This is a genomic window from Enterobacter cloacae complex sp. HYC074_NIDB, assembly GCF_056673345.1.
Genome location: NZ_CP114214.1, coordinates 2,364,773 through 2,385,172 on the forward strand (window position 1 = coordinate 2,364,773; position 20,400 = coordinate 2,385,172).

Here is a 20,400-nt window from a genome sequence, read left to right on the forward strand (position 1 = left end):
CTGTTCTCGATTCGTGAATAAGGTGGTGAGTATTATTCATTTTTAAGAAATAGCAGAGTAGGCCACAATCAATCAACTGTTATTACGTGGAGGACATCATGACGTATTCATCTGCTACCCATGCCCACTCTGTCAACCCGGCTACCAGCGAAACGCTGGCTGCTTACCCGTGGGCAACGTCCCGTGACGTTGAGCGTGCCATTGCACAGGCGGATACCGGTTTTCGTCAATGGCGACGCGAAAGCGTGGCGCACCGGGCGCAAAAACTTCGCGATCTGGGTGCGGCACTGCGTAGCCGTGCGGAAGAGATGGCGCAGACTATCTCCCGGGAGATGGGCAAGCCCATTGTGCAGGCGCGTGCGGAGGTGGCTAAGTCCGCCAGCCTTTGCGACTGGTACGCTGAACACGGCCCGTCGATGCTGCACCCGGAATCAACCCAGGTCGAAAATGCGGTGATTGAGTACCGTCCGCTGGGACCTATTCTTGCGGTGATGCCGTGGAATTTCCCGCTCTGGCAGGTGCTGCGCGGTGCGGTGCCGATCCTGCTGGCAGGGAACAGCTATCTGCTTAAACATGCGCCAAATGTGCTCGGCTCGGCGGAGCTGATCGGGAAGGTATTCGCGGATGCCGGTTTCCCGGAGGGGGTCTTTGGCTGGGTGAACGCGACAAATGACGGCGTCAGCCAGGCGATTAACGATCGGCGTATCGCGGCGGTGACCGTAACCGGCAGCGTTCGGGCTGGTGCGGCAATTGGCGCGCAGGCGGGCGCGGCGCTGAAGAAATGCGTGCTGGAGCTGGGCGGTTCCGATCCGTTTATCGTTCTGAACGATGCGGATCTTGATCTGGCCGTCAACGCGGCGGTGGCCGGACGTTATCAGAATACCGGACAGGTTTGTGCGGCGGCAAAACGCTTTATTGTGGAAGCGGGCGTAGCGGACGCCTTTACCCAACGCTTTGTTGACGCGGTCAAGGCGCTGAAGATGGGCGCACCGGATGAAGAAGATAACTATATTGGCCCGATGGCGCGATTTGATCTTCGCGATGAACTACATCAGCAGGTGCAGGCTACGCTGGCGGAAGGGGCGACCCTGCTGCTCGGCGGAGAGAAGCTTGCCGGGAGCGGTAACTATTATGCGCCAACCGTACTCGGCGGCGTCACCCCACAGATGACGGCCTTCCGTCAGGAGCTGTTTGGCCCGGTGGCCGCGATTACCGTCGCCAATGATGCGGCGCACGCGTTGCAGCTGGCTAACGACAGCGATTTTGGCTTATCGGCGACGGTCTTTACCGCGAACGATGCGCTGGCTGAAACCTTCGCGCGTGAGCTGGAGTGCGGCGGAGTCTTTATCAACGGCTATAGCGCAAGCGATGCGCGCGTTGCCTTTGGCGGAGTGAAGAAGAGCGGCTTCGGGCGAGAGCTATCTCATTTCGGTCTGCATGAGTTCTGTAATGTGCAGACGGTGTGGAAGGATCGCATCTAATATTGTTGCCGGGTAAGGCCAGGCCGCTACCCGGCAGTTCACGTTTCCTGTCATTTTTGCGTAATGGTTCTGTCATTTTCGTTTCGTAGACTCGCCGCGTCTAACGTATTGTTACAGAAGAAAATTATGAACCTAACGCAAATTTTTAGTCGTCTTGCGCCGCGCTTTATTCCTCGTCAGTTTGGCCTGCTGACCGGCATCTTTTGTATCATTGGCCTTTTCTCCGCCCTGCAACTCTCTTCCTCCTTCCTGCTCACCGCCTCCCTGAATGAAGCCCAGCGTAACGAACAGCGCAATCAGCTGGCCTGGCAGCAACAGAGCAGGCTGGATCAGGCCCGTATTTCGCTGCTTGCGGCGAGCGATCTGCTCAACCGCTCCGGCGTGTACTTTATGCAGGATAAAGAGACCGGTTCGGAAGGGAGCTGGCATAGCCTGATGGACGAGGCGCAAAAATCCCTGGCGACGTCTCAACAGGCATGGCAAGCATGGCTCGCGCTTAATCCTCCGCAGGACGAGGGGCTTGTTAACAGCTATCAGCTATTCTTCGGTGCCATTAGCGAGCAGGCGGAAGGGCTGGTGAAAACCAACAGCATCGACCTCTTTTTTGCCGTACCCGCCCAGGCCTTTCAGACCGATTTTAATGACAACTTTGCACGCTATCAGCAACGGAGTGAGAAGCAGGCGATACAGGGGCGTCAGTCGCTCATGGAACAACTCTCAGGCCTGCAACGGCTGTTCCTGTTTGCGCCGCTGGTGCTGCTGGCCATTGCCATAGCCGTCTGGTTTGGAATGGCGAAGTGGGTGATATCCCCGCTACGCCGTCTGATTATCCATATTAACCAGCTTGCGGCAGGGGATTTATCAGGCACGCCGCCTGACGTTGTGCGCTTTAACCGTGAAATCAGCCAGCTCTGCGGCAGTATTACTGCCATGCAGCTTGGGCTACAGCAGCTGGTGGCTCAGGTCAGCGAGGCCACTACCGCCATGGTTGAAAATATTGGGTCACTTGCGCAGGGGAATCAGAAGCTTTATCAGCAGTCTACGCGACAAGCCAAAGAGCTGGAGGAGGTGACCGCGCATATCGCCGATCTCGAAACCCACGTTGAGGGGAACACAGGTTATGCAAAACTCGCCCGCTCGCGCGCGGATGAGGCCCGACAGGCTGCCGTAGGCGGGGAGCAAATGATGGCGGCGGTGAATGGCTCGATGCAGACGATCGTCGACCGATCCTCAGAGATGCGCGGGATCGTCGCGATGATCGACAGCGTGGCGTTTCAGACCAACATTCTCGCCCTCAATGCTGCCATTGAAGCCGCCCATGCAGGAGAGCAGGGGCGCGGATTTGCGGTGGTCGCCCGGGAAGTGGGGTTGCTGGCCAGAAAAAGCAGTCACTCTACGCAAACCATCCAGGCGCTGATTAACCACTCGCTTCAGGGCATTGAGGAAGGATCTCAGGTGGTAAACCGTCTGGAAGAGAATTTGCAACAGGTCACCGGGCTGGTGGCGAATCTGAGCAGCTTGCTAAATGATATTTCCTTGGCCACCCTGAATCAGGGGGATAGCATTCATCAGATGACGCGCCAACTTCAGGCGCTGAATCAGGTATCGCGTCAGACTGATGTGCTGGTTAGCGAAGCGTCAAATGCCTCTGAGCGCCTGCATCAACAGTCCGATCTTTTGTTGCAGGCCGTCTCGCGTTTTCGTCTCCCTGCCTGACGTGACGTATAAGCCTCTGTTATACTCGCAGCCCGTTTTAGCCTGAGGGCAAGGAGCAAAGTGTGGCTGCGGTCATCCATAATGAGATGCTGGACGAGATTCTGGCGCAGGTTCGTCCGTTACTGGGGCAGGGTAAGGTTGCCGATTACATTCCCGCGCTGGCCTCGATCAGCGGTAATAAGCTCGGCATCGCCATTTGTACTGTCGACGGGCAGCGTTTTCAGGCGGGAGACGCGCTGGAGCGATTTTCCATTCAGTCGATCTCAAAAGTGCTTAGCCTCGTTGCCGCCATGCGCCAGTATGACGAGCAGGAGATCTGGCAGCGGGTGGGCAAAGATCCGTCCGGTCAGCCGTTTAACTCCCTTCTTCAGCTGGAAATCGAACAGGGTAAGCCGCGTAACCCATTTATTAACGCCGGGGCGCTGGTGGTGTGCGATATGCTGCAAAGCCGGCTGAGCGCGCCGCGTCAGCGGATGCTACAGATTGTGCGGCAGCTTTCCGGCGTGCAGGACATCGCCTACGATCCGGTGGTAGCGCGCTCTGAGTTTGAACACTCTGCACGTAACGCCGCCATCGCCTGGCTGATGAAGTCCTTCGGCAACTTTCATAATGACGTTGCCACGGTGCTGCAAAACTATTTTCATTACTGCGCGCTGAAGATGAACTGCGTTGAACTGGCGCAGACATTTCTGTTTCTGGCGCATCAGGGCCATGCCCCTCATCTGGGCGAGGACGTTGTCTCCCCGATGCAGGCCCGGCAGATCAACGCCTTAATGGCAACCAGCGGAATGTATCAGAATGCCGGGGAGTTTGCCTGGCGCGTGGGGCTGCCGGCTAAATCCGGCGTTGGCGGTGGGGTCGTGGCGATTGTCCCCCACGAGATGGCGATTGCCGTCTGGAGCCCGGAACTGGACGAGACCGGAAATTCACTGGCGGGCGTAGCGGCGCTGGAACAGCTGACCAAACGTCTTGGACGGTCCGTATACTGATGTCCACGTTAGATCCTCTGTTCGCGCGCCTGGCTCGCTCCACGTTTCGTTCACGATTTCATTTAGGGACGAAAGAGCGGCAATACTGCTGGGATAAGGGCGCAGAGACTATCGATAAGCATGCCGCCGATTTTGTCGCCGCGCGGCTGGCGCCTGCACACCCGGTGAATGACGGTAAGCAGACGCCGATGCGCGGCCATCCGGTTTTTATCGCCCAGCATGCCACGGCAACCTGCTGTCGGGGCTGTCTGGCTAAGTGGCACGCTATTCCGCAGGGCGTGCCGCTGAGTGCGCAGCAACAACAGTATATCGTCAACGTAATCCATCATTGGCTGGTCATAGAGGTAAATCGTGCCTCCTGAACTGACAATGTCTCTGTTTAAGCTACGCTTTTACTAATGCTCAGCGTCAGGAGACGTTATGAAGGCACCTCAAATTCCCGTTAATGAAGCGGAGCGCATGAATGCGCTGCGCGAATCCGGTCTGCTTGAGATCGACAATTATCCCGCGTTTGATCGTCTTACGCGGCTGGCAACACGCTTTTTCAGGGTGCCGCTGGCGATGATTACGCTGGTGGATGACCACGCCGCGATCGTGAAATCTGCTGACGGCCGGGCACTCGCCAGCCAGCCTCGCGACCTCTCGTTTTGCGGTCATACGATCCTGGGTGACGCGCCGCTGGTGGTGAGTGACACGCTGCTGGACGAACGCTTCGCGGATAATCCGCAGGTGGCGGGAGATCCGGGCGTGCGCTTTTATGCCGGTTTCCCGCTGCGTTTACGCGACGGGGCGTGCGTAGGATCGTTGTGTCTCATTGATTACGCGCCGCGGGAGTTTACCGCGGCGGATGCCGCCGTACTGGCCGATCTCAGCGCGCTGGCGGAGGATGAATTTGCAGCCGTTAGCGCCGCCACGACCGATGAACTCACGGGATTGTTTAACCGTCGCGGGTTTAACCAGTTTGCGCAGTTTGCACTGTCGGTTTCGCAGCGTCGGGCAGAACCGTTAACTCTTGGCTGGCTGGATCTGGACCATTTCAAAACCATTAACGATCGCTTCGGACATCAGGAGGGTGACAAAGCTCTGAAAGCGATGGCCGCCCTGATGCGTTCCTCGTTCCGCGAGGCCGATCTGCTGGTACGTTTCGGGGGAGATGAGTTCGCGGTGCTGTTTGCGGATACCGATGAGCCTGGCGCCTGGATCGCCATGCAGTATCTCGTCGAACAAACGGAAAAGTATAACGCGCGTCAGCTGCATCCCTGGTCGTTACAGTTCTCCTGGGGGCTGAGCGAGTTCGATCATCACCGCAACGATATTCAGGCATGGTTAAAACACGCGGATGCGCAAATGTACGCCATGAAGCGGCAACACCACGGCGAAAAATGACATAACGAAATTCTATGTCATCGCTTATTGCGTTACAAAAATGTTAATAGCAAAGTGGAGAGATTCAACCTAAGGACGCGCAATGAACTCTCCCATGCTGATTAAACCTCTCTCCCGACAGGACATCCTCACCCACATTGATGCCCTGAACGATATTCTCGTCAACTGTGTCAACGGCGGCGCCTCCGTCAGCTTTATGCTGCCTTTTTCTGCCGGGAAAGCCCGAACCTTCTGGCTCGGCGTCGCAGACAGCGTCGGGCGCGACGAGCGTACCGTCCTGGGCTGTTTTGATGCGGAGCAGGGGCTGGTTGGCACGGTCCAGCTGATCACCGATCAGCCTGAAAACCAGCCGCACCGTGCAGATGTCGCGAAACTGCTGGTTCATGAGAAGGCGCGCCGTAAAGGGGCGGCAATGGCGCTGATGGAAGCCCTGGAGGCGGTTGCGCGTGAAAAAGCGCTTACGGTGCTGGTGCTTGATACCTCGACCGGCAGCGGCGCGGAGACGTTTTATCAGAGAGCGGGCTGGCAAAAGGCGGGGGAGATCCCACGCTACGCCCTGATGCCGAACGGGGACATGACGGCGACCTCGATGTTCTATAAATTTCTTTGATATTTTTCACCATCGCGTCCTGAGTTGATCCAGACAGGGGTACTGGTCCTGAAGTTTTGATAAGTTATCACACCAATCTTATCAGGCTGTATGACTAATCATAAAGGACCTCCATTGTGAACACTCTCAACCGTCGTGATTTCCCCGGTGCGTGCTACCCTGAACGTATCATCCAGTTTGGCGAAGGTAACTTCCTGCGCGCGTTCGTTGACTGGCAAATCGACCTCTTAAACGAGCATACCGATCTCAATGCCGGTGTGGTGATTGTGCGGCCGATCCAGAGCGATTTTCCGCCGTCGCTGAGCACCCAGGAAGGTCTGTATACCACGATTATTCGTGGTCTGAATGAGCAGGGAGAAGCGGTAAGCGATGCGCGTCTTATTCGTTCCGTAAATCGTGAAATCAGCGTCTACAGCCAGTACGATGAATTTCTGAAGCTCGCCCATAACCCGGACATGCGGTTTGTCTTCTCCAATACCACGGAAGCGGGCATCAGCTATCATGCGGGCGATAAGTATGACGATGCGCCTGCTGCCAGCTATCCGGCCAAACTGACGCGTCTGCTGTTCGAACGCTTTACCCACTTTAACGGGGCTGCGGATAAAGGCTGGATCATTATTCCTTGTGAGCTTATCGACTACAACGGCGATGCCCTGCGTGAACTGGTGCTACGTTATGCACAGGAGTGGGCACTGCCGGCGGCATTCATTGCGTGGCTGAATGATGCTAACACTTTCTGTTCGACGCTGGTTGACCGCATTGTTACCGGCTATCCGCGTGATGAGGTGGCAGAGCTGGAAGCTGGTCTGGGCTATCAAGACTGCTTCCTCGACACGGCAGAACATTTCTATCTGTTTGTTATTCAGGGGCCAAAATCACTTGCAGCAGAACTGCGCCTGGATAAATACTCGCTTAACGTCCTGATTGTTGACGATATCAAACCGTATAAAGAGCGTAAGGTGGCGATCCTCAACGGCGCGCACACGGCGCTGGTTCCGGTCGCTTTTCAGGCCGGCCTGGATACGGTTGGGGAAGCCATGAACGACGCGGAAATTTGCGCGTTCGTAGAGAAGGCTATTTATGAGGAGATTATTCCGGTCCTGGATCTGCCGCGCGACGAGCTGCACTCCTTCGCCAGTGCCGTAACGGGGCGTTTCCGTAATCCGTACATTAAGCATCAGCTGCTGTCGATTGCACTGAACGGGATGACCAAGTACCGCACCCGCATTCTGCCGCAACTGCTGGCAGGGCAGAAGGCGACCGGCAAACTGCCAGCACGTCTGACCTTTGCTCTGGCGGCGCTGATTGCATTTTACCGTGCCGAGCGCAACGGTGAGCGCTATCCGGTGCAGGACGATGCGCACTGGCTTGAACGTTACCAGCAGTTGTGGACGCAACATCACGACAAACAGGTCACTACCCGTGAACTGGTATCGTCGGTGTTAAGCGTGAGCGAACACTGGGAACAGGATCTCACTCTGGTTAACGGACTGGTAGACCAGGTTGCGCTGGATCTGGATGCGATTTTAAGCAAAGGCATGCGCGATGCGGTGAAACCGCTCTGCTAATCATAATGCCCGGCGTTTGCCGGGTTTTTTAAAGACCCCATTTAGTTACAACATACTATACGTTCTTTTTTTAGAAAGCACTTGCGGCACCGTGCGGTTCAGGCTTAACAGGTCAGAAAATGCAATGAACTATTAACATGCTTGCAACCGTGAGGGGGATCACGTTTAATAGCCGCGCTCTTTACTTTTCTGAAGCTGATTATGATTGTTCGTCCTCAACAGCACTGGCTGCAACTGATTTTTGTCTGGCATGGTTCGGTACTTCCCAAAATTTATACCCGACTGCTGCTTAACTTCCTGCTTTCCATCGCCGTGATTGTCATGCTGCCGTGGTACACCTCGCTGGGTATCCGGTTTACCGTCGCGCCGTTCAGCATTCTGGGTGTGGCTATCGCCATCTTCCTGGGGTTTCGCAATAACGCCTGTTATTCGCGCTACGTTGAGGCGCGTCTGCTTTGGGGGCAGTTGATGATAGCGGCGCGCTCGCTGTTTCGCGAGGTAAAAAACACCTTGCCGGATGATAAACATCTTGGAGAGTTTGTCCGCCTGCAAATCGCGTTTGCTAACTGTCTGCGAATGACTCTACGCAGAGAAACCAATGCCGATCAGCTGTCCCGCTATCTGGCTCCAGACGATTTACGCAAAGTGATGGACGCCAACTCGCCGGCGAACCGTATCCTGCTGATCATGGGGGAGTGGCTGGCCGTGCGGCGGCGTAGCGGGCACCTTTCAGACATTCTGTTTCACAGCCTCAACAACCGCCTTAATGATATGTCCATCGTGCTGGCTGGCTGTGAGCGTATCGCCAATACGCCAGTCCCGTTTGCCTATACGCTGATCCTGCACCGGACGGTGTATCTGTTCTGCATCATGCTGCCGTTTGCGCTGGTCGTTGACCTGCATTACATGACGCCCTTTGTCTCTGCACTGATTTCCTACACCTTTATCTCGCTGGACACGCTGGCGGAAGAGCTGGAAGATCCGTTTGGGACGGAAGATAACGATCTGCCGCTGGACGCCATCTGCAACATGATGGAGCGCGATCTGTTGCAGATGAACGATGAAGAGAACATACCTGAAAGACTGATGCCGGATAAGCATTATCAGCTGACCTGACGGGCATTCCACTCGTCGCGGGTGATTTCCCACAGCTCCGAATCCAGCAGACCGCTGACATAGGCTTTCTTCTCCGTCCTGATGAGCCGCATGCCGCTGCTGTCTGAAATACATCGGGAGCGGCTGTTTGCAGCCGCTTTCGGCGCGCGCAACACCGGTTTATTGAGCGTATTGAACCAGTAATCCGTGGCCGCAATACTCGCCTCGCGCATATATCCCTGGCCCTGAAATTCCGGCGCGAGCCAGAAGCCCCGATTGTTGTCCTCCACGTCATACAGGCAAATCAACCCCATCAGTTCGTCAGGCGCTTCGCGACGGCGAATCGTCCAGAACCACGCAATCCCTTTGGCCATATCGGGCAGTGCAACGTTGTTGACATAATTTTCTGCACCGTTTTCCGGGTAGGGCCAGGGGACTGAAGCCACCATATAGCGGACAATCTCCCAGCGCGGATAGTGTTGCTGGATCTGAACGGCATCTTCTGCAATCAGGGGGCGTAATATCAGGCGCTCGGTGGTAAGCGTGGGTATGGTCATCCGCTGATCTCCATAATTAAGCGTTATGCTTTTGTTTGGGTTCTGGTATTTTCATCAATATCACATTCTATTTGGTCGTGCTTTTGTTATTCAGGTTTATCCATAAAAGGGGTTATATGATGCTGAGAAAAGCCAGGCCCGAAGAAGCCGAAACACTCTGGCACGTCCGTAACGAAGCGATTCGCCATGGCTGCAAAATCTAGTGGGTTTTGCCATGCTGGGTGAAAATACGCATTACTCGCGTATGGCCGACGCGCATTTACGCTGTATTGAAATGGCAATTGATTTGTAAGGTCAGAACAGATGACGCTAACCGTACGTCCTTTATGCACAGATGATTACCCACAATGGCGACCGCTGTGGGATGGCTATACCCATTTTTATGAGTGCTACCTTGACGAGTCCGTTACCGCGGCCACCTGGGACAGGGCGCTCGCAGATTCATCATCTCTGTTTTGCCGTGTCGTGGAGAAGGACGGCCGCGTCATCGGCTTCGCCATGTGCGTCCTGCATGAAGGGACCTGGTCAACCGCGCCCGTTTGCTATCTGGAAGATCTGTTTGTTGACGCTGCTGAACGTGGCGCAGGGGCGGGTAAAGCGCTTATCGACGCCCTGATCGATGAAGGCAAGCGGGAAGGGTGGTCAAAACTCTACTGGGTAACCCGCATGAATAATCCTGCGCGTAAGCTGTATGATCACTATGGTGAAGCCGACGATTACGTCCGGTACCGAATCTCGCTTTAGTCGTTTAATACCTGGGTTTGTATCACACTGTATCTGCCTCTGTGATACATACACAGGTATGCAATAAAACCGCATCCGCACACATCTCCTGTACAAACGCATGGTGTTATATCTCCGTCAACTGAACTTACCCGGAGATAACATCATGTTTAATAAACTCGCATACTCAGCCGTCGCCCTGACCGTATCACTTGGCACCGTGATGTCCTGTCAGGCAGAAGCGACGGGTAAGGATTACGCGTCGGCCTTTAACCAGGTTAAACAGATTAACGCTGGCGATTTGAACGTCGGTTACGTCGATATCGGGCCAAAAGAGGGGCAACCGGTGATCCTGCTGCATGGCTGGCCGTACGACATTCACAGTTATGCAGAAGTGGCCCCCGCGCTGGCCGCGAAGGGGTATCGTGTCATTGTGCCGTCCCTGCGCGGGTACGGCACCACACGCTTTATTTCTGATAAAACGCCGCGAAACGGCCAGCCTTCGGCAATGGCAAAAGACATCGTCAACCTGATGGACGCCCTGAATATCAAACAGGCGGTGTTTGCCGGTTATGACTGGGGGGCGCGTACGGCAGATATCGTTGCAGCGCTCTGGCCGGAACGGGTGAAATCGCTGGTCTCGGTAAGTGGCTACCTGATCAGCAGCCAGGCGATTGGCAAACAGCCTTTACCGCCGAAGGCAGAGGTTCAGTGGTGGTATCAGTTCTATTTCGCCACGCCGCGCGGGGCGGAGGGCTATGCTAAAAATACGCACGATTTTGCCCGGTTGATCTGGTCCCAGGCTTCGCCTGACTGGAAATTCAGCGATGCCACCTTCAATGCCAGCGCCAAATCCCTCGATAACCCGGACCACGTTGCCGTCACGCTCAGTAATTACCGCTGGCGTCTGGGGCTGGAGAAGGGTGAGCAGAAATATGACGCCTACGAACAAAAGCTAGCTACGCTGCCGAATATTACGGTGCCGACCATCACCATCGAGGGTGGTAACAACGGAGCACCACATCCTGCACCCGCAGCCTATGCGGGGAAATTCACCGGAAAATATGAGCACCGTACTTTCGGCGCAACGGTTGGCCACAACCCGCCGCAGGAAGATCCGCAGGACTTTGTTAAAGCCGTTGTCGACGCGGATAAGCTCTGATATGTGCTATTTTCAATCCGTTACCTCTTAATCAGGAGCCTGCGGTGGAGCATATTGATCACATCCTTGTCGTCGATGACGACAGGGATATTCGTGAACTGATTGTCGATTACCTCGTGAAATCCGGTTACCACGCCTCTGGCGCGGCGAACGGGAAAGAGATGCGCGTAGTGCTCGACAAACAGCATATCGACCTGGTGGTGCTGGACGTGATGATGCCCGGCGATGATGGCCTGACGCTGTGTCGACAGCTGCGCAGCAGCAGGCATAAGGATCTGCCGATCCTGATGCTCACCGCGCGCAACGAGGACACGGACCGGATCCTGGGACTGGAGATGGGCGCCGACGATTATGTGGTGAAACCGTTTGTGGCCCGCGAACTGCTGGCGCGTATCAAAGCTATCCTGCGTCGTTTTCGTACTATGCCGCCTAATCTTCAGGTGACCGAGGCAGGGCGCCTGGTGGTGTTCGGTGAATGGCAACTGGATACCGTGGCGCGTCATCTGATTGATAACGAGGGGATGGTTGTGGCGCTCAGCGGGGCGGAATATCGCCTTTTGCGCGTATTCCTCGATCATCCTCAACGGGTGCTGACCCGCGATCAGCTGCTGAACCTGACGCAGGGACGTGATGCCGAGCTGTTTGAGCGTTCGATTGATCTCCTGGTGAGCCGCGTGCGACAGCGCCTGAATGAAGATGCCCGCACGCCGGCCTACATTAAAACCGTTCGCAGCGAAGGCTACGTTTTTACCATGCCGGTGACCATCGTCGAGGCCAATGAATGACACTATGGCCCCGCACCTTACTGGCCCGGCTGCTGATCATTGTGCTGCTTGGACTCTTACTGGCTAACGCGCTCAGCCTGACGCTGGTCATGGTTGAGCGAATGCACAGCGCGCGCACGGTTATGCTGGGCAATCTTGAGAATGACGTGGCGACCAGCGTGGCCATTCTCGACCGGCTTCCGGCCAAAGAGCGGCCAGAGTGGCTGGAACGGCTCAGTCGCGGTAATTATCGTTATATCCTTGGCCCCGGCGAGGCAGGCGCCGCACCAACGGACAAGCGCTCGCGGGATGCAATTCGCACCCTGAAAGAGACGCTTTCAGCCCAATATCCGCTCCAGTTTACGGCGGTGCCAGGGCCGATCTCCCATATTCAGGCCCATCTGGCGCTCCGCGACGGCGCACCGCTCACTATCGATCTGATCCCGCGCATGCCGCCTGTCGCCAGCTGGTTACCCGTGGTGCTAGTTCTTCAGCTGTTACTTGTCGCGCTCTGCTCCTGGATTGCCGTACGCCAGGTTGTCCGGCCTTTCCTGCAATTCACGCGTGCGGTTGATTCCCTCGATCCTGCGGCCCATTCACCGATGACTGAAAAAGGACCGGTTGAAGTGCGCCAGGCTGCACACGCTTTTAATGAGATGCAATCGCGGATACAAACGTATCTGCGTGAACGCGCGCAGATTCTGGCGTCCATTTCTCACGATCTCCAGACGCCCATCACGCGCATGAAGCTGCGGATCGAAATGGCAGATCAGCCCGAACTCCGCGATAAGCTGCTGAGCGACCTGGATAATATGTCGCGCCTGGTACGGGAGGGGATTGCCTATGCCCGGTCATCAGAATCTCTGGAAGAGACCACGCTGAAGCTGGAGCTGAACGCGTGGGTTAACAGCATCGCCAGTGATTATCAGGACATTGGTAAAAACGTGCAGTTTCATGCACGCAATGCGCGTCTGCCGATCGTTACTCGTCCACAGGCATTGCGCAGGGTAATGACCAATCTGCTGGATAATGCGCTCAAGTTTGGCGATAGCGCGGTTATAGAGATTGATGAAGATGAAAGGCAGGTCGCGATCCGTATTATGGATAACGGCCCCGGCATCCCGGAGGCAGAACTGGAGGCGGTGTTACAGCCGTTCTACCGGGTTGAAACGTCGCGCAACCGCGAAACGGGCGGCACCGGGTTAGGCCTCGCCATTGCCGCGCAGCTCACCGCCCAGCTTGACGGGAAATTGCATATTGCAAACCGGGCAGAGGGCGGGCTGGTCGTAAGCGTGACTCTTCCGCGCGGTTAATTGTACGCCTGTGTATCTGCACCCCATGCCGATACGCAGGCAGACAAAATTCAGCTTTTCGCACACGGCCTGAACACATTCGTACGGTCAAATAACCTCACTGCACCTTCGCAGCAACCGTATCGTGAGGTCGTTATGTTTCTGATAATCGCTTTTTTGGGCGGCATGATTAGCCTGCTCAGTCCGTGCACGCTTCCCGTCATTCCTCTGCTGTTCGCTAGCTTTCAGGGGCAGCGCAAACACATTCTGGCGCTTCTGGCGGGAATGATTGTGATGTTCACGTTGGTGGCGATGGTAGTAACGGTTGCCAGCGAGTGGATCGCTGACGCCACCGTTATCGGTCGCTGGATTGCGCTGCTGATACTGAGCATTGCTGCCCTGGCTCTGATCTTCCCGCAGTTTGCTCAGCGCATTGCCCGTCCGGCGGTCAGTGCGGGAAACGTTCTCAACACCCACAGCGTTCAGCGACACGGCCTGGTTTCGGCTTTTCTGGCAGGGCTGGCCGTTGGACTTCTGTGGTCCCCCTGTGCCGGACCGATTCTCGGGGCGATCTTCAGCATTAATATTGCGGGCCACTCGGCCATCGCAACCGGAGCGCTGTTAGCCGCTTACGGCAGTGGGTGCGCGTTGATGCTGGGGCTGCTTGTCGCGGGGGGCCGTAAGCTGATAACCCCTCTGAGAGCCAAATCCGCATTGATGGCGCGTTTGCGTCAGGGAGCGGGAGTGATGATGTTAGCTGCCGTTGCGTTCAACGCCAGCGGGATGACCTCAGCCCTGAAAGGTGCCAACGGTATTGCCGACCAGCTGGAAAACGCTCTGTTGAGCCTTGCGCAACCATCCTCCACGCAGGTGAAACTGCAACCAGTCGCTGACGCAACGCCAAGCAGCCAGCTACCATCATTAAGCGGCGGTACGGGCTGGGTAAACGGTGACCCTGTCACGTCTGAGGCCTTGCGGGGGAAAGTTGTGCTTATCGATTTCTGGACCTGGGACTGTATCAACTGCCAGCATACCCTTCCGCATGTTCGAGACTGGGCGAAGAAATATGAGTCACAAGGTCTGGTGGTGATTGGCGTCCATACCCCGGAATACCCCTGGGAAAAGCCGTTATCATCGGTGAAAAACGCGGTCAATAAATGGCAGCTGCCGTACCGCGTAGTGACGGATAATAACTACAAAATCTGGAGCGCGTTCGGAAATCAGTACTGGCCAGCGCATTACTATTTCGATGCGAAAGGGCAACTGCGTTACACCGCGTTTGGCGAAGGTAACTACGACAAGCAGGAGGCCGTGATTCAGCAGTTGCTCAAGGAAGCGCGTTCCTGATCCGGCTTACGGAACCCGCTGAGCCACCATAAACAGGCGCGGAAAAGCCAGCAGTATCTGCCCGTTCTCCTGGAGCGGATACTGCTCTTCCAGCAGCTCAAGGTAGCGTTTCAGATAGTTTTTCTGCTCGCTTTCGTTGAGTTCCTGTAACCACGGCCGTAACCCCGTCGCGCTGACCCAGTCAATAATCGCCTGATGAGAGCTCATCTGATGGAAGTAGGTGGTGCGCCAGATATCCACGTCACATCCCGCTTCCGTCAGAATATCGTAGTAGGCATGGATACCCGGCAATGGCTCGCGGCCACGATCGGGGTAGCCCTGTTCCCAGGCAACTTCACGCATCAGGGCGTGCGTCGGCTCAAGCCAGTTGTCAGGCATTTGCACCGCCAGCACGCCGTTTAACTGGAGCAGTGAAACCAGGTGTGGCAGAAGGTGGTAATGGTCCGGGATCCATTGCAATGAGGCGTTGGCGTAGATCAGGCTGAGCGGCTGGTCAGGTTTGTAGTGCCGGATATCCGCCTCAACAAAGTGGCAGTCTGGCAGGGCCTGTCGGGCTTCCTCCAGCATGGCCGGGGAGTTATCCACGCCGGCGATCTGCGCTGAAGGCCAGCGCTGTTTCAGCAGCGCGGTGCTGTTGCCTGGCCCGCAGCCCAAATCCACGGCAGAGGTTATGTCAGCAAGCGGCACCCGGGCGAGTAACTCAGCGGCGGGACGTGTGCGTTCTGCGCTGTACTGTAGATAAAGAGAGGGATCCCAGTCGGCCATTTTCGCATCTCCGTGTTGAGGTATTCAGCAAGAATAGCACAGGCAAACACCTGCGCCGGGGCAGGTATCTGGCTAATGGTGAGATTATAAAATGCCTTTGAGGGCCAGGTGATAGAGCAGCATGATGGTTTTTCCGTCGACAATCTGCCCATTTTCAATGCCCCGAAGCGCGTCGTCCAGCGTCATTTCCAGTACGTCGATATCTTCTCCCTCTGCTTTAACGCCGCCGCCCGCGCTGGTCCGATCCTGCGGGTGATATTCCGCCAGATAGAAGTAGAGTTTCTCGGTAACCGAGCCCGGGCTCATATAGGCCTCAAAAATTTTCTCTACGCGCGTCACCTTATACCCGGTTTCTTCTTCCGCTTCGGCCTTAATCCGGCTTTCCGGGTCAAGGTTATCGAGCAACCCGGCGGCCGCCTCAATGAGATCCTCTTCGTGACCATTTATAAACACCGGGAAACGGAACTGACGCGTCAGAATGACGGTTTTGCTGTCGCGATTATAGAGCAGTATCGTCGCGCCATTCCCCCGGTCATACACTTCACGCTCTTGCCGCTGCCAGTCGCCATCGCTGCGCTGGAGTTCATAAGTGTATTTTTTCAGGTTATACCAGTTGTCGGACAACGTTTCGCTGTTGATGATGCGTATATCTGCACGTTTTGATTGCACGTTTGGCTCTCCTCTCGTAGAGTAAGCATCATAAACAGCACTATCGTGCAAACACAAGACATATCGTGCAACATCAGGAATAATTCATGCTCACAAGCCAGCGTAAACAGTTGATTCTGGAAAAACTGGAGGCGGAAGGCCAGGTCCAGTCAACCGCGCTCAGCCTCTTTTTCTCGGTGTCTGAGGACACTATCCGCCGGGATTTACGTGAACTGGCGGCAGAAGGGCGTTTGCAGCGTGTTCACGGCGGTGCACTGCCAGCATCTTCAGCGATTGCGCCTTTTGCCGAGCGTCAGTCCGTCAAAATGGATGCAAAAAAACGCGTGGCACGGCGAGGCGCGCAGCTCATTTCACCGGGGCAGGTGGTGATCATTGATGGCGGGACGACCACCTCCGAACTTATTACATTCTTGCCACCCGATTTACCGATAACCGTGGTGACGCACAGCCCGGGTATCGCATTGGGTCTGGTCGGCCATCCGAGCATAGAGGTGATCCTGATCGGTGGTCGTTTGTATAAACACTCCATCGTCACGGTCGGCGCGGCCGCAATTGAAGGCATCAATAATATTCATGCGGATCTGTTTTTCATGGGTGTCACCGGCGTGCATCCTGAGGCCGGGCTGACCACCGGAGATTATGAAGAAGCGTGCATCAAACGTGCATTTTCCGGCAGAGCGGCGGAAACGGTGGTACTGGCCTCGCCGGAAAAGATCAACACGGCCTCGGCGTTCGTGATTGGCGACCTGTCGCTGGTGAATACGCTGGTTGTTGAAAACACAACGGATGAACGCTGGGTGAGCGCCATGAAAGAAAAGGGCGTTACGGTGATCGCAAGCCAGTAAATAACCGCTTTTTTGCCAGCCTGACCGCCAGGCTGTCAAACAGACAAAGGTTATCCTTCACGCGGATTTCTAGACTAAGGCTTTCATCTGTTTAAGGACAAGCCATGAAAGCGATCTCCATTCTGGCGTGTGGCGCGGACCCAACCGCGCAACGCATGTCAACGTCTGCCATTCAGCAGGCCATAAACAGTGCTCAACAGAACGATGTCATTGTTATTCCGCAAGGCCGTTTTCTGACCGGCGCACTGTTTCTGAAAAGCGGTGTTTCGCTTCGCCTGGATGCTGGCGCACAGCTCGTTGGAAGCCAGGATCTGGCTGATTATCCCCTGATAAACACCCGGGTGGCCGGCATTGATATGCGCTGGCCGGCAGGGATTATTAATATCATCGATTGTGAAAACGTCAGCATTACCGGTACAGGTACGATAGACGGGCAGGGTGTCATCTGGTGGCAACGCTTCTGGGGCGATGACGAACGCAGCGGCATGGTTGGCGATTACAGCGCCAGAGGATTGCGCTGGGTGGTTGATTACGACTGTCAGCGCCCGCGCAATATCCTGGTCTTTGAAAGCCAGAACATTCTGCTGCGTGATTTTACCAGTCGGGAGTCCGGATTCTGGAACATACACCTCTGTTATTCGCGCCGTATCGCGGTTGAGGGTGTGCAAATCAGCAATTCTGCGGGGCCGAGCACCGACGGGATTGACGTCGACTCCTGCGAACAGGCGCGGATTGAACGCTGCATTGTGTCCTGCAATGACGACAATATTTGCATCAAATCTGGACGAGGACGCGAAGCGGCGCAAAAAGCACGTACCGCGCGGGATATAGTGATTCGAGGATGTACGCTGAATAAGGGATCCGGGATCACGCTGGGGAGTGAAACTTCAGGTGGCATTGAACGCGTCCTGATAGAAGATAACGCGTTTAACGGAACGGGCGTCGGGTTTCGCATTAAGTCGGCCCGCAACCGTGGCGGGTTTATCCGTGATATCACCGTCCAAAATTTACGTCTTACGGACGTACGTTTTCCGGTGCTGATCCAGCTGAACTGGTTTCCGCAGTACAGCTATGGCGACCTGAGCAATTTATCTGATAAACCAGAACACTGGCGCAAGCTGGCTGAAGGTGTTGAGGGCGAAGCCGGTCTTACTGAGGTCAGCGGACTGACGATTAAAAATATGACGGCGCGTCGCTCAGACAACAAATATTTCTCGCGGGCATTTTTCATTGAGGGGTATCCGGAGCGTCCTGTGGCCGGGTTAACGCTGGAGGGGATTTTTATTGACGCGACAGAGTTTGGGAAAATTTCCGGTGTGGATGGGTTGCGCTTTCAGAATGTGCAGGTGACTGCCGTAGAGAACACGCAAGACTGTAACGACAGTTATGAACGTTGATGGCATAGAATCTATGGGCATAATTCGCTGAATGAGCAGAACAAAGGCTGGGCCCGAAACGGCTGGATTTGTTCTTAATTAATCTTAGTGCGCATAATGTATATTATGTTAAATCATGTTGATTGTTAACTTACTTCATGAACTTAGATGGCTCGCATAAAATCATAGGGTTAAGCCCCCTCTTAATCTTTAGTTTGCTGGCATTATGTTTAAGAGCTATTTTCTTCATATCCACGAACCTCTCTGAGGATGTCTCAGATGTATGTACTTGACCAGTTGAGCGTTGCTCCTAACCGGCGACTTTGGACATTGGTTGACACCACTACTAACTTACCGCTTCTGTTTCCACTTCTCTTTCTCATTGATCGCTTAGCTTCACGTTCCGAATCCACGCAGTCATCTACGCTACAGGCTCTAAAGTTTTTTTATGAGTACTGGTATCAAAAACATGGTGTCACTTTCTGTTTGAGCTTCCAATTGTCTGGATACAATCCTTCGATTGCGGTTAGTGAGCTTGAAGCATTTCTTCATTATCTTGAATCAGGAAAGCTTATGTTGCCTACACTCGGATATGCAGTAATTAGCAAGCACAATACGACTATAAATCATGTACATGCAGTCTGCCGTTTTATAAACTATCTGATCAATACTTACGTTTCTCCTCGTTATATGGATGGCACCCCAAAAGAGCTTTCTCGTTATGCTTTACAATTATCCAAGCGTTTGTCGACCTATCGTTCTGATTTTCGACCCAGCAAGCAAAAGCATTCACACAAACATTTTAATAGCCTTACAGCAGACATGGTCAGGAGATTTTATGAGATTATTAGACCAGAATCGTCTTTCAAGCCAAATCCTCTTAATCCCTTCCCTGCTGGAGAAGTTCAATTCAGAAATTATTTAATCTGTCGTCTTCTTTTGAATTATGGTTTGCGAGTAAGTGAATTGCTCCTGTTAGAAAAACACTCAATTAAACCTAACATCCAAGGCGGACAATTCAGTATCATAGTGACCTCTGTAGATGATGATGTCAGAGATCCAAGAAAACGATTGCCGTCATTAAAAAACTCATGGGCGCATCGAGTTTTAGCGTTAGACATAAATGATTACAACCACTTGAAAATATACATTGATAAAATAAGTAAAAATACCTCTCATAACTTCATATTCACATCAACAAAAAGTAACTTGCCTCCTCTATCATATCACTCTATATATGATATTTTCTCAAAAATTGATTGTGTATTTAAAAAAGAGTACCCGCAATTCAGCGATGAAAAAAGTATTGATTCTGTAGTTAGCATAACCCCACACGTAACTCGCCATACATGGGCTTATTTGATCTTAAAGAGAATTTATGCTGCTAAATATCAGTCTGTTATGAGAAATTGCAAGCTTGCCGGAGTTGATTTCGCTATTGCAGGTCTGATGAGTGAAGCTAAAGATGAGCTTCGTCTTTTAGGTGGATGGAGTCATAATAGCCGCATGCCAGAATTCTATGCCCGGCGTTTTCTTTCTGAGCGAGCTAATTTTTCCAATGTCAGACGTATTGCCGCTGACTCCTCAGAGGATGAATTTTTTTCATTGATACATCAAGCGTTTAGGGAGGTTATCAAATGAATAAGATCCCAGTAATAGAAAGCGAAGATAAGCATGTCTTTTTTTCACGTGAACAAATGATACAAATAAAAAGTCTCTACATCCCTTCAAAAATCCACTTAAGGTCAGCTGATGTTTTTGATGACAAGAATATATTTGCAGAGACTAATGATTGGGTGTTCCATTACTCAGGTAGCCAGTCACACATTAATTTCAAAACGGATGATTACACGACTAAACTAATTAAGTATATATTATACCGTTATGCATCATCAAAATCTCCTGGGACTATTTATCGTGTGCATCGCGCATGGCTAGACGCAATTGAATATGCTTCGAAGCAAGGAATGTTTAACTTTAAATTGTTAAGTTCTTTCCTTGAAAATGAAAACTTATTGCCGACTTATTTTTTTGTATTGTTTTTGGTCTGAAAAT

General features: G+C 53.8%; 20 protein-coding genes. 17 read left to right on the forward strand and 3 right to left on the reverse strand.

What is annotated here, in order from left to right; all coding sequences use genetic code 11:
- The first annotated feature begins 98 nt into the window (after positions 1-98).
- The 8 genes from sad to O1724_RS11680 all read left to right on the forward strand — a co-directional run bounded on the left by sad (position 99) and on the right by O1724_RS11680 (position 8,866).
- Complete coding sequence (gene sad / locus O1724_RS11645) at positions 99-1,481, forward strand: succinate-semialdehyde dehydrogenase (protein WP_126296791.1); 1,383 nt, start codon at positions 99-101, stop codon at positions 1,479-1,481.
- A gap of 126 nt (positions 1,482-1,607) precedes the next feature.
- Positions 1,608-3,197 (forward strand): methyl-accepting chemotaxis protein, encoded by a 1,590-nt coding sequence (locus O1724_RS11650; protein ID WP_126296792.1) that lies wholly within the window; start codon positions 1,608-1,610, stop codon positions 3,195-3,197.
- Between the two features lie 62 nt (positions 3,198-3,259).
- Positions 3,260-4,186 (forward strand): glutaminase B, encoded by a 927-nt coding sequence (gene glsB / locus O1724_RS11655; RefSeq protein ID WP_003857165.1) that lies wholly within the window; start codon positions 3,260-3,262, stop codon positions 4,184-4,186.
- Positions 4,186-4,548, forward strand: coding sequence for a DUF4186 domain-containing protein (locus O1724_RS11660; protein ID WP_003857163.1), 363 nt, complete (start codon positions 4,186-4,188; stop codon positions 4,546-4,548). Before glsB ends, O1724_RS11660 begins: the two co-directional genes overlap by 1 nt.
- A gap of 58 nt (positions 4,549-4,606) precedes the next feature.
- On the forward strand, positions 4,607-5,572 hold the full coding sequence (locus tag O1724_RS11665; RefSeq protein WP_032609205.1) for a sensor domain-containing diguanylate cyclase: 966 nt from the start codon (positions 4,607-4,609) through the stop codon (positions 5,570-5,572).
- 82 nt (positions 5,573-5,654) lie between these two features.
- Entirely contained in the window at positions 5,655-6,182 is a 528-nt protein-coding gene (locus O1724_RS11670; RefSeq protein ID WP_045333039.1) for a GNAT family N-acetyltransferase, read from the forward strand.
- A gap of 116 nt (positions 6,183-6,298) precedes the next feature.
- On the forward strand, positions 6,299-7,750 hold the full coding sequence (locus O1724_RS11675) for a tagaturonate reductase (RefSeq protein WP_003857157.1): 1,452 nt from the start codon (positions 6,299-6,301) through the stop codon (positions 7,748-7,750).
- 201 nt (positions 7,751-7,951) lie between these two features.
- Positions 7,952-8,866 (forward strand): bestrophin family protein, encoded by a 915-nt coding sequence (locus O1724_RS11680; protein ID WP_003857155.1) that lies wholly within the window; start codon positions 7,952-7,954, stop codon positions 8,864-8,866.
- Here O1724_RS11680 and O1724_RS11685 read toward each other — a convergent pair.
- The gene (locus O1724_RS11685; RefSeq protein ID WP_023314155.1) at positions 8,854-9,402 is read right to left on the reverse strand and encodes a GNAT family N-acetyltransferase; all 549 of its coding nucleotides are present in this window, start codon (positions 9,400-9,402) and stop codon (positions 8,854-8,856) included. The genes O1724_RS11680 and O1724_RS11685 overlap by 13 nt on opposite strands.
- Before the next feature lie 303 nt (positions 9,403-9,705).
- On the opposite strand from O1724_RS11685, the gene O1724_RS11690 reads away from it, so the two are divergent.
- The 5 genes from O1724_RS11690 to O1724_RS11710 all read left to right on the forward strand — a co-directional run bounded on the left by O1724_RS11690 (position 9,706) and on the right by O1724_RS11710 (position 14,690).
- The gene (locus tag O1724_RS11690; RefSeq protein ID WP_003857152.1) at positions 9,706-10,146 is read left to right on the forward strand and encodes a GNAT family N-acetyltransferase; all 441 of its coding nucleotides are present in this window, start codon (positions 9,706-9,708) and stop codon (positions 10,144-10,146) included.
- Between the two features lie 145 nt (positions 10,147-10,291).
- On the forward strand, positions 10,292-11,287 hold the full coding sequence (locus tag O1724_RS11695; protein ID WP_003857149.1) for an alpha/beta fold hydrolase: 996 nt from the start codon (positions 10,292-10,294) through the stop codon (positions 11,285-11,287).
- Between the two features lie 44 nt (positions 11,288-11,331).
- Positions 11,332-12,072, forward strand: a complete 741-nt coding sequence (locus tag O1724_RS11700; protein ID WP_022651194.1) for a response regulator — start codon at positions 11,332-11,334, stop codon at positions 12,070-12,072.
- Positions 12,069-13,364, forward strand: a complete 1,296-nt coding sequence (locus O1724_RS11705; protein WP_126296793.1) for an ATP-binding protein — start codon at positions 12,069-12,071, stop codon at positions 13,362-13,364. Before O1724_RS11700 ends, O1724_RS11705 begins: the two co-directional genes overlap by 4 nt.
- A gap of 135 nt (positions 13,365-13,499) precedes the next feature.
- Positions 13,500-14,690: a cytochrome c biogenesis protein/redoxin gene (locus O1724_RS11710; RefSeq protein ID WP_058674662.1), complete on the forward strand. Its 1,191-nt coding sequence runs from the start codon at positions 13,500-13,502 to the stop codon at positions 14,688-14,690.
- Between the two features lie 6 nt (positions 14,691-14,696).
- Here the strand turns inward: O1724_RS11710 and tam are convergent, their stop codons facing one another.
- Together tam and O1724_RS11720 are read right to left on the reverse strand one after the other, a co-directional pair.
- On the reverse strand, positions 14,697-15,455 hold the full coding sequence (tam, locus tag O1724_RS11715; protein WP_023314159.1) for a trans-aconitate 2-methyltransferase: 759 nt from the start codon (positions 15,453-15,455) through the stop codon (positions 14,697-14,699).
- Between the two features lie 84 nt (positions 15,456-15,539).
- The gene (locus O1724_RS11720; protein WP_126296794.1) at positions 15,540-16,124 is read right to left on the reverse strand and encodes an NUDIX hydrolase; all 585 of its coding nucleotides are present in this window, start codon (positions 16,122-16,124) and stop codon (positions 15,540-15,542) included.
- An 86-nt stretch (positions 16,125-16,210) separates the two neighbouring features.
- Here O1724_RS11720 and O1724_RS11725 point away from each other — a divergent pair, with 86 nt between their 5' ends.
- The 4 genes from O1724_RS11725 (at position 16,211) to O1724_RS11740 (ending at position 20,396) form a co-directional block, all read left to right on the forward strand.
- Positions 16,211-16,969: a DeoR/GlpR family DNA-binding transcription regulator gene (locus O1724_RS11725; RefSeq protein WP_003857136.1), complete on the forward strand. Its 759-nt coding sequence runs from the start codon at positions 16,211-16,213 to the stop codon at positions 16,967-16,969.
- Positions 16,970-17,073: 104 nt separating this feature from the next.
- The gene (locus O1724_RS11730) at positions 17,074-18,366 is read left to right on the forward strand and encodes a glycoside hydrolase family 28 protein (RefSeq protein WP_126296795.1); all 1,293 of its coding nucleotides are present in this window, start codon (positions 17,074-17,076) and stop codon (positions 18,364-18,366) included.
- Between the two features lie 258 nt (positions 18,367-18,624).
- On the forward strand, positions 18,625-19,986 hold the full coding sequence (locus O1724_RS11735; protein WP_061070137.1) for a site-specific integrase: 1,362 nt from the start codon (positions 18,625-18,627) through the stop codon (positions 19,984-19,986).
- Positions 19,983-20,396, forward strand: coding sequence for a hypothetical protein (locus O1724_RS11740; protein ID WP_234833956.1), 414 nt, complete (start codon positions 19,983-19,985; stop codon positions 20,394-20,396). Before O1724_RS11735 ends, O1724_RS11740 begins: the two co-directional genes overlap by 4 nt.
- Positions 20,397-20,400 lie beyond the last annotated feature (4 nt).